At 41.3% G+C, this 13,124-nt stretch carries 10 protein-coding genes; all 10 read right to left on the minus strand.

Annotated elements, in window-relative coordinates; genetic code table 11:
* Positions 1–2: 2 nt before the first annotated feature.
* The 10 genes from HMPREF0833_RS06405 to HMPREF0833_RS06450 all read right to left on the minus strand — a co-directional run bounded on the left by HMPREF0833_RS06405 (position 3) and on the right by HMPREF0833_RS06450 (position 12,601).
* Positions 3–1,220: a glycosyltransferase family 8 protein gene (locus tag HMPREF0833_RS06405; protein WP_013904239.1), complete on the minus strand. Its 1,218-nt coding sequence runs from the start codon at positions 1,218–1,220 to the stop codon at positions 3–5.
* Between the two features lie 15 nt (positions 1,221–1,235).
* The gene (locus HMPREF0833_RS06410) at positions 1,236–2,111 is read right to left on the minus strand and encodes an acyltransferase (protein ID WP_013904240.1); all 876 of its coding nucleotides are present in this window, start codon (positions 2,109–2,111) and stop codon (positions 1,236–1,238) included.
* Positions 2,112–4,205 (minus strand): glycosyltransferase, encoded by a 2,094-nt coding sequence (locus HMPREF0833_RS06415; RefSeq protein ID WP_013904241.1) that lies wholly within the window; start codon positions 4,203–4,205, stop codon positions 2,112–2,114.
* 138 nt (positions 4,206–4,343) lie between these two features.
* Positions 4,344–5,087, minus strand: coding sequence for a CatB-related O-acetyltransferase (locus tag HMPREF0833_RS06420; protein ID WP_013904242.1), 744 nt, complete (start codon positions 5,085–5,087; stop codon positions 4,344–4,346).
* 251 nt (positions 5,088–5,338) lie between these two features.
* Positions 5,339–6,799: a glutamate--tRNA ligase gene (gene gltX, locus HMPREF0833_RS06425; RefSeq protein ID WP_013904243.1), complete on the minus strand. Its 1,461-nt coding sequence runs from the start codon at positions 6,797–6,799 to the stop codon at positions 5,339–5,341.
* 170 nt (positions 6,800–6,969) lie between these two features.
* A complete protein-coding gene (locus HMPREF0833_RS06430; RefSeq protein ID WP_013904244.1) occupies positions 6,970–7,752 on the minus strand; it encodes an alpha/beta hydrolase in 783 nt (260 codons plus the stop codon).
* Between the two features lie 70 nt (positions 7,753–7,822).
* Entirely contained in the window at positions 7,823–9,484 is a 1,662-nt protein-coding gene (locus HMPREF0833_RS06435; protein WP_013904245.1) for a ribonuclease J, read from the minus strand.
* A 203-nt stretch (positions 9,485–9,687) separates the two neighbouring features.
* Complete coding sequence (locus HMPREF0833_RS06440) at positions 9,688–10,230, minus strand: hypothetical protein (RefSeq protein ID WP_041818378.1); 543 nt, start codon at positions 10,228–10,230, stop codon at positions 9,688–9,690.
* 743 nt (positions 10,231–10,973) lie between these two features.
* Positions 10,974–11,738 carry an ABC transporter ATP-binding protein gene (locus tag HMPREF0833_RS06445; RefSeq protein WP_013904247.1) on the minus strand — a complete coding sequence of 255 codons (765 nt, stop codon included), beginning with the start codon at positions 11,736–11,738 and terminating at the stop codon, positions 10,974–10,976.
* Positions 11,735–12,601 carry an ABC transporter permease gene (locus HMPREF0833_RS06450; protein WP_013904248.1) on the minus strand — a complete coding sequence of 289 codons (867 nt, stop codon included), beginning with the start codon at positions 12,599–12,601 and terminating at the stop codon, positions 11,735–11,737. The genes HMPREF0833_RS06445 and HMPREF0833_RS06450 overlap by 4 nt, the downstream gene beginning before the upstream one ends.
* Positions 12,602–13,124: the final 523 nt, after the last annotated feature.

Raw genomic sequence — 13,124 nt, forward strand, 5'->3', positions numbered from 1 at the left:
TTTCAATCTAACTCCAACTTAATCTCATTTATCATCAAATCCACCTCAGAAACGGGAAAAACCTTGCTTCGTCCGCAATCATCATGATTTGTGACATCAAAAGCATAAACAGGCTTTCCCATATTATGTACCTTATTGATAATATCAGCGATTTGATTTCCATGATTAATATCCAAGTAAAAATCGAGCTTTCTTATAATGTCATCAAGATTAAATGGTGTGAACCCTGGATGAATCGATACATTTCCAAATTTTTGTAGATCGATAACAGAAGAGGCAAAAACGGTATGAGCCAATATTGTAAAATGCACTTGTGGAAGTTCTTTTAGAAGTATTTCAATTTGTTCTAGTTCACAAGAATCCGTAAAAATAGCTGTATAGTACTTTGGTGGTTCTATGAGAGTATACCAATCACCCACCTCATTTTCATTAACGGGATTTTTTCTTAACAGAACATCTGACCAATCCACACTATAGTAAAACCACCACGTCGAACGATAACGATTGTTTGAAAGATGATACCATGGTTTATCACCTGTATAGTGAATAATTAGCGGATAAACACCTTCCGGTAAGGCCGAATCATACCAAGATCGATCATTTACGCTTTGTGCCAATGTATCCATACCGAGCATAAAATTATTTAAGCGATTTAGTTTTTTCCATTGGCCTCTAAACAAGATATTTAAAATTCCTTGATCACCAAATACAGTTTGATGATACTGTTCTGTCAATTCTAGCAATTGTGAGGCAACTTGCTCCTGTTTCCATCTTGCGACAGGAACAACCATCATACCAGAATTAAAATCACCTGTATAATCACCATCAAAATAATCAGGTACCCCCGCCAACATATATTCTTCTAAGTCAACATTATATAAGTTATCTAGACTTCCCGTTACAATGATATCCGAGTCCAAGTAAATTGCTCGTTCTTCCTCAACAAATTCACCAATAAAGTAACGAAAATAAGCCGCATAGGATAAATAACTAATGGCTAACCGATAATTTCTAAGCGAATGGTCTGAAATTTTCACATTTACAATTTCTGAATGGATCGTTTTCAATCGTTTGTTCATCACACGAAACCATTCCGAAGGGAGGTCATCATTAAAAACGTAGAATTTGATATGGTCATTATGCGCACAAACTGACTTAATCGTTGTTTCTACCTTATCCATGTAGCCATTATCGGCCCCCAGTACAATTGCCTTTTTCATTTCTATTTCCTTTTTTCAGTTTACTATATCCACAGCATATCCAAACAATCGTCTTTGAATTTCTCCCACCATCATTTCAGGCTTTTGATAGGAAAATACACTACCTCCCAACTCTGTCCTGTGAGCCACATTATCAAAAGCGAAAACCGGTTTCCCCTTTTCAAATGCCCGATCCACAATAGAATCCACCTGATCCCAATGATTAATATCCAGATAGATTTCTGATTGATCTAATAAATCCTCTATAATATCATCATGGTGGACATTTGTATATAAGGTTACATTCTCGTACTTCTTAAAGGCTTCTAAGCGATCTGAAACATTGGTCTTGGCTGCAATATGAAACGAAACTTCTGGAAGATTTTCTACCAAATACGTCAGGTTTTCCAGAGTGTCTGAAGCTGTCAGAGTAAAGACATGATGCTCTAATTGCGGACGCTCTTTTATGATGAGTTCCTCTTTACTTACAACAATGGAGTTACTTGGAATATCCTTATGAATGACTGCTCCTGCACCAATAATAACATTGTCACCGATCGTGACTCCCTTAAGAATCACAACATTGGCACCAATCCAACAATTTTTTCCGATCGAGATCTTTCCGTAATTAAAAGCGATTTTTTCTACGTGGTAGTTGGAATATTGATGATTACTATCGAAAATACGAACGCCATCTCCAAACATGGTATCCTTACCAATTTCAATATGATATCCACAATGAATGGAACAGTTAATATTAAAAAAAACGCGATTTCCGAGTTTCAGGGTTGCTCCATTCCCCACCTCTAGGCAAACAAAAGAACGCAAGGTAACATCCTGCCCCAGTTCGACATGAGCTGTAGGGTCAATTGAAATCTGTTGAAATTTACCATCCAATTGAAATTCTGTCATTTATTCTCGTACCTTTCTCATATTACAAATCGCATCAACCAATCCTTGCCAATCTTCCATTGGGAATACCTGTTGATGATGCTCTGTCGATTTCACTTCTTCAAAAGCCAAGATTGGCTTATCTTCCAACTGAAAACGATCTAAGATTTCTATTGTCTTTTCGCCAGGATTGATATCCAGTAATACATCACTCAAGGTAACTAACTCTGCATCTAGGTTAGGCATGTTATTAATTCCTGAGTATACAGTTACATTTGGGTAGACGAGCAGGCGTGCAAGCTCGTCGGATACTAGAACACGCGCAGCAATCTTAAAGCAAACATTCGGTAAGCGTTGAATCAGATCCTCCAAATGAGGAATTTCTGCTACACTCGTATAGACCAAGCAAGTAAGCGGACGACCTTCTGGGTAGAGATCTACTTCACGCAGTGGAGATAAATCAAGATTATTAGAAACTTCCGACCAATCCAATTGCGCATAAAACCACCAAACATCCCGATAGGTCTGTGCCGCTAGCGGAAACCATGGTTTCCTATGAGATAAATAATGGAGAACCTTTGGAAACTCTTGACCTTCTGGAATTTGATAATCTGTAAAATGATTGTGCAGCACAACATGATTCAGATCAAATGGCAGTTCATACCAATTGTTTTCAAATACCATATTTAAAATAGATTGATCTGCCTGGTCCACTCGATCGTGCCATTCATTCGTCATTTCAATCAGGTATTGACTCATTTGTTTGGCTCTCCAATAAGCATTGTCAATCACTAAAAAGCCGGCATTGAAGATTTCTCGGTTGTAAAAGACACGTCCCCCATAATCTCGGACTGCTGCGACAGGATATCCCTTTAGATCCATTGTAAAGAGATCATCAAGTGGCCCCGTCACTACCATATCACAATCCATGTAAATCACGCGCTCTTCTTTAACAAAATCCGAAATAAAGTACCTCAAGAAAACAGTATAAGATATATCTGTCTTGTACTGTTGGATCTGCGAACTCGTGACACGACAATTTACAATGTCACTATCAAAACGAACAAGATGACGATTCATCCCCGTAAACCACTCCTGTGGGAAATCACCATTGATGAGGTAAAAACGGATATTCCGATGGTGGTAAAGGACTGATTTCATCGTTGCCAAAACCTGATCTAGATAAGGATAATTGGCAGCCAAAACAATAGCCCGTTTTTCTCCACGATGCGGTTGTGATATCAAACTCAAGGCTTGGTATTTTTCCGAAATTTGTCGATAAGCCTCACTATTCTCTAAACCATGAAATCGACTGTTCGCCAAGCACGCCTTTAATACCATTTGATAAAGATTGATCGTTTTTTCAAGAGGATACCCCCGGTTGGCTAAAAGCGCCAATTTTTCTTCCATCTCACAAACCAAGGCAGGCATCCACTCCCCAGTCCAAGTATGAGAGAAACTACCCGTGCGTTCTCGATAAGCATATAAACCTTTATTCAGATAGACCACTCTCTCACTGCTCAAAAAAGCCTTGAGGCTCAAGAAACGATCCTCTCCTATTCGATCCTTTGAAAATTGTAACTCATCAAACAAGGAACGTTTATAAAGTTTCCCCCAAGCAGAGAGGAGCGCAAAACTCTTATTAAACTTTGTCTCATAAAGTCCATCAATCAGCTGTACAGGGGTATAGAGGCGCTCATAATAATCCTGCTCCCCCATAAAGAAATAAAAGAGACTCTCTGCATCATTAAAGAGATAATAATTAGCGGCCACTATATCTGCATGATAAGTTATTAGTTTATCATACAGTTCTTCAATATAAGTTTTCTCTATCCAATCATCTGAATCAACAAAGGTCACATAGGCACCAGATGCTTCTTGCAATCCTATCATTCTGGTGTCAAAAACACCGGAATTTCCCTTAATATGATAGGTGATTCGTTCATCTTTTTCAAGATACTCTCGACAAATCGCATCACTTCCATCTGTTGAGCCATCATTGATGATTAGAATCTCAAGATTTTGATAGGTCTGCTGAAGAATGCTATCCAAACACTGTCTAAGGTATTTTTCAACGTTATATACGGGTACAATTACACTAACTTTTTCTGTCATTTTTACTTTTTACTTTTTTTATTTGGGAAGATATTCTGCAATAAAGGCAGAGAGATCCTTACTCATCATACTTTCTAGTCGTTCTGCAACGACTTGTTCTGGCCAATCCCACCAGGAAATCTTTTGCATTGCCAAACGCTATTCTTCATCTTCAATACGATAACGGATGAGTTTTGCTGGATTTCCTCCAACGATTGCATACGGCGCTACATCCTTTGTCACAATAGATCCAGCCGCAATTACCGCTCCATCTCCAATTGTAACTCCCGCCATAATTTGGACATTGTTACCAATCCAGACATCATTCCCTACAAGGGTAGGTTTACAAAGAACATGATCATCCGAAATTGGCAAAGACTGATCTGTATAAAATTTTTCTAAGCTCTTAAAAGGATACGTCGTCACCAAGTCAAGAGCATGATTGGCGGTCACAAAGTAGACATTCTGTCCAATAGAGCAATAATCCCCTATGATAACCTTTCCACCATGATCAAAGTCAACCAACAAAGGAATGCCATAAGTATGTGGCCCCACAGTTAAGGCACCATAATCAATTAAATGACGACTTGTGAATTTCGTTTTGAAATCGAATAAATCTGATCGCAAATCATAAAGACGCAACTCGAGCGGAATGGTTTGCTGATGCATTCCTTCCCAATAGGAATAGCCTTCCTCCTCATAACAACAGGTAAAGGTGGCTGTCAATTGCTTATCCTTGGAAAACAAACGAATCTGATGATTTTCAACATCCCAATATCGTTCGTTATCATGACCTTCTCCACCAATATCTTGGATCTGCCCATCAGGTGACAATCGAAAATAACGCGAATATTGCTTATTCTTATGTGAAAACACACAATACCGACCGACTACAACTGCCATTTTTCCTCATTTCTATCTAACCATATTTTTTTACATCAATAACTAGTACAAATAGGCTGAAATAGTTGGAAAATCAACCTCCAACCGGCCTTATTGCCACGTTATTATTATACCTTATTTCAGATAGTCGATCCATACCTTTGGCTGAAATTATCCGTATCTGATGGAAAAGTTAGAGACAAAATAATACAAAAACAGGGGGATCTGAACAAATCTTGAAATGTTCTCCATGATCACCCCTATTTCATATTTTATTTTGTAATTTTTTCCAACATGCTTTCAATGTGTTGGATGGATTTTTCGCGTCCAAGCAAGTAGATGGTATCTGGCAATTCAGGACCATGCATCTCACCTGAAACGGCGATTCGGATTGGCATAAAGAGGTTTTTCCCTTTGATACCAGTTTCTTTTTGAACCGCTTTGATTTGTGGGAAGATATTTTCTGCCACAAACTCATCGTCTGACATGGCTTCGAGTTTCGCTTTGAAGGCTTCAAGTACAGTTGGCACTGTTTCACCAGCCATGACTTCTTTCTCTGCTTCTGTCAATTCTGGGAAGTCTGAGAAGAAGAGGTCTGTCAATGGAACGATTTCATCCACTGATTTCATTTGTGGTTTGTAGAGTTCAACCAATTTCTCAGCCTTGTCTGTCAAACGTCCTGCTTCTTCGAGGAATGGTTTTGCCATTTCAAAGATGGTCGCAAGATCCGCATTCTTGATATACTCATTGCTCATCCAGTCCATTTTCTTCTGGTCGAAAGCTGCTGGAGACTTGCTGAGACGATTTTCATCAAAGAGCTTGATGAGTTCTTCGCGAGAGAAGATTTCGTCTTCCCCACCAGGGTTCCAACCAAGAAGAGCGATAAAGTTAAAGACTGCTTCTGGAAGGTAACCTTTCTTCCGGTAATCTTCGATGAACTGAAGGGTATTGGTATCACGTTTAGACAACTTCTTACCAGTTTCAGAGTTGATGATCAAGGTCATGTGACCGAACTCTGGCGCTTCCCAGCCAAGGGCTTCATAGACCATGAGTTGTTTTGGGGTGTTGGCAATGTGGTCATCTCCACGGATGACGTGAGAAATTTGCATATCGTGGTCATCGATCACAACGGCAAAGTTGTAAGTTGGATAACCATCTTTCTTTTGGATGACCCAGTCCCCACCGATATTGCCACCTTCAAACTCGATATCGCCTTTGACCATGTCATGCCATTTGTAGATACCAGACTCATTCACCACCAGACGAACAGTTGGAATGATGCCTGCTGCTTCACGTTCTGCGATATAAGCTGCTTTTTCTTCTTCGCTCATGCCGAGGTATTCATTGATGTAGCGAGGTGTTTCCCCAGCTGCTTCTTGACGTTCACGTTCAGCTGCCAACTCTTCTTCAGTGACGTAAGATTTATAGGCTTTTCCTTCAGCTAGCAATTGGTCAATGTATTTTTGATAGAGTTCCAAGCGTTCTGATTGGCGGTAGTTTTCATGCGTCTCTGGACTTTCGTCCCAGTCCATGCCCAACCAACGAAGGTTTTCAAGCTGTGAACGTTCTCCGTCTTCGACGTGACGTTTGCGGTCCGTATCTTCGATACGGATGATAAAGGTTCCACCATGGTGACGCGCATACAAGTAGTTAAACAATGCTGTACGAGCGTTTCCGATGTGTAATAGCCCTGTTGGACTTGGTGCATAACGCACACGAATATCTTTTGCCATATTTCTCTCCTCTTATCTTGTTCGCTATTTCTAGCGCATTTATTCAATCGTTCCTATTATACCACAAAGAAAGCGGGACTGAAATGAATAAGTGAGCTTTCTAGCTTTTCTTCCTATATATGAAAAAAGTCAGAACAAATGCTCTGACTGATATCCAATCTATTGGTATCTTATTTTAACCGTTCTTCTAATTCAAAATCGATTGGCAGGGTTTGTAAAAAGTGCTCCAACTCACGTTCCCAGTAGAACCATTCGTGCTTGCCTGGACTGTGGGTATAGGTGACATCCAAACCCAACTTTTCTAATTCCTTGACTTCAAAATTATTGGCCTCATAAAGGAAATCCTGCTCCCCACACCAGATCCAGAGTTTGGTCTTCTTATCTGAAAACTTCTTGGCAGCAGTCTCTAGCGAATAGGGACTAGTCGTCCAATCCTCAATCTCTCCAAAGATCCCCTTCCAAAAAGCTGGTTGCTCCAAGTCATTGTTTTCAAGGTCTCTATCGTGGAAACTCAGAGCACCGGAAAAACTAGCCGCATGGGAGAAACGATTTGTCTTGAGAGCCAAGAGCATCGATCCATAGCCACCCATGGATAGACCAGCAATAAAGGTCTTCTCCCGTTTCTTGGTCATATTAGGGAAGAAGCGAGAAAGAGTCTCTGGCAATTCCTCCGCAATGGCCGTGTAGTAATTGTAGCCATACTGGGTGTCTGTGTAAAAGCCATTATTGGTATTAGGCAGGACCACGATCAGATTGGTATTTCGAAGAATGCGCTCCACATTGGTCCGTTTCAACCAGGAGTGGTGGTTTCCATTCATCCCGTGCAAAAGATAAAGGACTGGAATATCCGTATCTGCTGGATCTTCCACGCGCGATGCATCGGGATAAAGGACGGAAACGCCCCACTCCATCTTCAAGGCTTCTGAATAATACTCAATCTGCATAACTGCCATTTGATTTCCTCTTTCTACTGTTAAAAACACTCGGCAAGCCTTCGGCCACCAAGCGTTTCGTTTTCTACTATTATTTCACTTCCATCACAACTGGTAGGATGGCTGGACGGCGTTTGGTTTGTTCAAACAAGAACTTAGACAAGTTGTCGCGTACCAAACCTTTTAACTCACCCCAGTCAAAGCTGTCTTGTGCCAAATAGCCTTCAACGCTTTGGTTGACCAATTCGCAACTTTCACGAAGAATATCCCGACTCTTCTTAACATAGACAAAACCACGGGTGTGCACGCGCGCTTTGGAAATAATTTTCTTCTCTTTGCGATTCACTGTGATCGCCACGATAAAGATCCCGTCTTCTGACAAGACCTTGCGGTCACGAAGGACAATATTCCCCACATCACCAATGGCATTCCCATCGATCATGACATCTCCAGCTGAGACGCTACCAGCAGGGACAAAGTCCCCCTTTTCGTACTCCATCACAGTTCCGCGTTTTGGAATAAAGATATTTTCAGGCAAGATACCGACTTCCATCGCTACCCGCGCATGGGCATCCAATTCGCGGTATTCCCCTTGGATCGGGAAGAGATATTTAGGACGAAGAAGGTTGATCATCAACTGCAAGTCCCGTGCGTTTCCGTGACCAGATACACGCAAGCTTGACGTGATCAATTTGACAATTCCACCTGCTTGGTAGACCATGTTTTCCACACGAGCCACCACAGCTTCTTTAGCAATAGATGGTGTTGTAACGATGTAGACCAAGTCCCCATCTTTGATTTCCACATAGCGGTGACGGCCAATAGACATCTTGCGCAAACCGTTGATCGGCTCACCCATCCGGCCTGTTTCCAAAATGATCAATTCATGATCTTCAAAACGGCTCATTTCTTTTGGCTTGATCAAGAGTTTTTCGTTGGCAAGAGACAATTTGTTCAAGCGAATAGCTGTCCGGACGATGTTTTCTACATCAAACCCTGTCAAGACCACTCGACGGCCAGTCTCAGCCGCAGCATCAAAGACCTGCTGGATCCGTGAGAGGTTGCTGGCTACCGCCGCCACGATGACACGACCATCCCAGTCCGCAATGGTGTCCAGGATCTCATCGCCCACTTCTTGCTCACTAGCAACTTGAATCTTACTATCCGCATTGGCTGAATCACTCAAGAGCGCAAGGACACCCTCACGTCCAATTTCAGCTAGGCGGGCAAAATCAGTTGCATACGACTCACTTGCAGTTTGGTCAAATTTAAAGTCTCCTGTATAGACGATATTGCCCTCAGAAGTACCAATCACAATCCCAATACTTTCAGGGATGGAGTGAGTTGTTTGGAAGAAGGAGACGACGGCATCTCCAAAGTCAATTTCAGAATTTTGATCGATGACATGGAAGTCATTGAATTTCTTCACACTGTCATTGCCTTTCACAAAGAGTTTGGCCAACTCAATAGTCAACTCTGTCCCGAATACAGGGACCTTCGCTTCCGCCAAAAGATAAGGCAAGGCCCCAATGGCATCCGCATGACCATGGGTCAAGAAAACACCCGCAATGCGGTCCTTATTTTCAAATAGATAGTCCATATTAGGGATGACGACATCCACCCCAAGTTGCTCATTTTCTGGATACTTCAAACCTGCATCCAAGACAAAAATCGAATCGTTCACTTCGGCAACGTAGAGATTTTTCCCATTTTCTCGAACACCGCCAAGAGTGACTAATTTAATACTACTCACTGTTGTCTCCTTTAGTGTGATTATTTTAATACTTACGGTCCTTGGTCGCCCAAGTCGAATTACAGCTTTGCAAATACTTGCATATCCACTCTATTATACAATTTTTTTCTCTTTTTTTCAAAAAGCTTTCCACAGCAAAAAAGTCCTCTCATCTGAAGTAGATGAGAGGGCTTCTAGGCGCCTATTTTTAGGGGGAAAAGACCCTAAAGATGGTAATCTCCCCGTTTATTTTCAATGATCCGCATAGCTGCCTTGATCACATGAAACTTGCCTAACAATTCCTCTAGGCGCTTACTATTTCGCTCGCTCAATTGGCCGTTCTTTACTGCTTGGGACAGGCGATAAAAATCATCCAAGTCCTCCCCAATGTTTTCAAACAGCTCTTTGGCTTCCTTGAGTCGGTAGCGATTGACTAGGTGGTTCACATCTTTTTTGAAGGAAGTGACATTGCTTTCATGAATGTCCGTATAAGCTTCCTCTTCTTCCTTAGATTCTTGGTAATTGACCGCCTTAAAACAAGTGATGAATTCCCGACTTTTGATATTGCAGACAAAGATAACACCATCATTGGCTACATAGGCTTCCGTGTTAGCTGGTTGAACCACATTGCTATCATAAGGAGAGAGGGAGGGGAGGTGTTGGTTGATCCACCTGTTCAGGTGCTGATCATCTACGCCAAAGCGCTCAAAAGCTCTCTGCCGAAAATGGTCACGACAACTATATTCTTGCGCATATGACAATCCCATACTCTCACCTCCTCCTGAATATTTTATAAAAATGGCCTCCAGTCTTACGGGACTAGAGGCCTGGTCTGCTTTACTGACTTGGTGCAATTAACCTTTTGGCTAACAAAACAATGTTTATGATGTTGATTTCATTTAATAGTATTTGTGTAAAATACCAGAGGTTTTCTTTGCTATCCCAAATCCAAATGATTAGTTTCCGACTGGACGCATTGAAGTTTGAAAACCTTTACAAAAAGCTTCTACCTACTATTTCCACGTTTTCTTATGTCTCCGAGCAAACTAAGCAGGTTCGCCCGACCGTCCAACCGATCCGACACACACGACATGACTGCTCTTTTACGATAAGAGCATGAACAGATATCAGCAAAACAGACCTAAAACGAAGTAACCTAAATGATATCTCTACAAGGCATTGGTATCAATCCCTTCTTCATCTTTCTAACTATATTATACTCACCTACCAGAATAATTGCAAGCGATTTCAGCTGAAACTAGTTCCTATTTTTATGTGGTTTTATTGATGATTTAAGAAAAAGAAAAGAGGCTGGGACAAAAGTCCTAGCCTCTCAATTATTTTTGGATTGTCGAGCAAAACGCAGTGGTTGAGTGGGCTCTACTACGCTGATTTCATCAGCTTTTACAGCCCTACTCAACTGTGCGGAGGTGGGACGACGAAGCGTCCACAATCGTATAGATTCTGTCCTACTCCCTATTTTGACTGTATCCGCTACGCCCTTTGTATCTTATTCTTTCTCAAATAATTGATAGTAGTCTGCGATGGTCATTTGGGCTTTTTCTTCTTGACTGAGGTCTTGGACGATGTGCCCGTCTTTCATCACAATCAAGCGATTTCCATATTTCAAAGCATCTTCCATGTGGTGGGTGATCATAAGAGCAGTAAGAGCGTCTTGTTTCACAAACTGATCCGTCAAGGTCATGAGGGCCTGACTCGTTTTTGGATCCAAGGCTGCAGTGTGTTCGTCTAGAAGCAAGAGTTCTGGACGTTTCAGTGTCGCCATCAACAGACTCAAGGCTTGTCGTTGCCCACCCGATAGAAACTCAACGGCTGTATCGATATGATTTTCCAAGCCATTGCCGATCTTAGCAAGGACTGTTTGAAACTCTTCTTTATAGCTGGCCAAGTGACGCGGGATCAAGCCACGTTTTTCTCCACGAAACTTCGCTACCAAGAGGTTTTCCGCTACTGTCATGCGAGGCGCTGTGCCCATTTTAGGATCTTGAAAGACCCGCGATAAGTACTTGGCTCTTTTTTCAGGAGAATAGTTGGTTACATCTTCCCCCAAAATATAAATCTTCCCACTGCTCACCGGAAGCGTCCCAGCAATAGTATTAAAGAGGGTTGATTTTCCAGCTCCATTGCCCCCCAAAATTGTGATAAAATCATGCTCTCGAATTTCCAAGGAAACATCATCCAGAATGACTTTTTCTTCGTTCATCCCATTGCTCACAGCTTTGGTTACATTTTTTAATTCTACAATTGCTGTCATTTACTGAATTTCGCTCCTTTCATGATTTTTCCCTTAAAGGTTGGAATCATCAGGCAGATTGCTAGGATCAAGGCACTGAAAATCCGGATATAGCTGGTATTGATACCAAGCGCAATCACAGCCCAAATCAAAAATTGGTAGGCGATCGATCCGACTGCGACGCTGAGCAAACGCTCCGTCAAGGTGACATTTGAAAAAAGAACTTCCCCAATAATGAGACTAGCAAGTCCAATAACGATGACACCAATCCCACGTGAAGCGTCGGCATAACCTTCTTGCTGGGCCATCAGTGCACCAGAGAGGGCAATAATCCCATTTGAAATCACCAAACCCATCAATTCCATCTGGTCGGTATTGATCCCAAAACTTTTAGCCATGTCAGAATTGTCACCTGTCGCGATATAGGCTTGACCCAAACGTGTATCTAAAAAGAAAATCAAGCCAAGAATCACAAGCGTTACGAAAATCAAGCCAATTAAAATTTCACTTAAACCTCCAGCAAAGGGAAGATAATCTTGAATTTTTTTATAACCCAAGAGTCCCAGATTGGCCCGTTGCATCACAAAAAGAATGACTGAGTTACAAGACGTCATCACAAGAATTCCTGACAAGAGCGTAGGGATTTTCCCTTTTGTATAGAGAAGACCCGTCGCAAGTCCTGCCAAGCATCCTGCACCAATAGCAGCAAGCGTCGCTATAAGCGGATTGACCCCCTTGGTAATCAAGGTCACCGCCACCGCTCCTCCAAGCGGAAAGGAACCTTCAGTTGTCATATCTGGAAAATCTAGAATTCGGAACGTCATAAAGATTCCTAACCCTAAAATGGCCCAAATCAAACCTTGTGAAACAATTGAATTTATCATAGTTTCTCCCTTCGATAATAGTAGTTTAATTGTAACATAAATATGGAGGAGAACCTATAGCTTTGGAAGAATTAATTCTAATCTGTGTTCTAACTTCCTAAAATTCATTTTCCTTTTTCAGTCGATTCGAACAAACCATCTCACCGGCATCGCAGAGATCAATAGAAAAAAACGAACGATAGGTACCTTGCCTTTGTGAAAACCAAGGTTTTTCATTCGTTTTTTCTATCATCAAGTTTGATCTTTGGAAGTATTTCTAGTCGCTTTGTTTCCTATCTTGCTCTACGACAATAAGGGTGTGAAGTTCTTCCACTCCAAACCCTACTGTTATTCCAATTTCAAGTGGATTCATTCCCCTTGTTGCCGACAGTTTGATCTTTCAAATTGCTGTACTAGTATACTGTTTTCTCAATTTTAAGTCAATGAAATTCTACTGAAACTAGTAACAGAATTATTTCTGATATATTTCACACCTCTATTTACATGGTTTTTCTACTTCTATAATAGATAAACAAAGAGGCTT

This window comes from Streptococcus parasanguinis ATCC 15912 (assembly GCF_000164675.2).
Lineage (GTDB): Bacteria > Bacillota > Bacilli > Lactobacillales > Streptococcaceae > Streptococcus > Streptococcus parasanguinis.

Excerpts from the sequence above, each read along its gene's own strand:
- HMPREF0833_RS06405 (WP_013904239.1), bottom strand. The coding sequence starts at position 1,220 with ATGAAAAAGGCAATTGTACTGGGGGCCGATAATGGCTACATGGATAAG.
- HMPREF0833_RS06410 (WP_013904240.1), bottom strand. The coding sequence starts at position 2,111 with ATGACAGAATTTCAATTGGATGGTAAATTTCAACAGATTTCAATTGAC.
- HMPREF0833_RS06415 (WP_013904241.1), bottom strand. The coding sequence starts at position 4,205 with ATGACAGAAAAAGTTAGTGTAATTGTACCCGTATATAACGTTGAAAAA.
- HMPREF0833_RS06420 (WP_013904242.1), bottom strand. The coding sequence starts at position 5,087 with ATGGCAGTTGTAGTCGGTCGGTATTGTGTGTTTTCACATAAGAATAAG.
- gltX (WP_013904243.1), bottom strand. The coding sequence starts at position 6,799 with ATGGCAAAAGATATTCGTGTGCGTTATGCACCAAGTCCAACAGGGCTA.
- HMPREF0833_RS06430 (WP_013904244.1), bottom strand. The coding sequence starts at position 7,752 with ATGGCAGTTATGCAGATTGAGTATTATTCAGAAGCCTTGAAGATGGAG.
- HMPREF0833_RS06440 (WP_041818378.1), bottom strand. The coding sequence starts at position 10,230 with ATGGGATTGTCATATGCGCAAGAATATAGTTGTCGTGACCATTTTCGG.
- HMPREF0833_RS06445 (WP_013904247.1), bottom strand. The coding sequence starts at position 11,738 with ATGACAGCAATTGTAGAATTAAAAAATGTAACCAAAGCTGTGAGCAAT.
- HMPREF0833_RS06450 (WP_013904248.1), bottom strand. The coding sequence starts at position 12,601 with ATGATAAATTCAATTGTTTCACAAGGTTTGATTTGGGCCATTTTAGGG.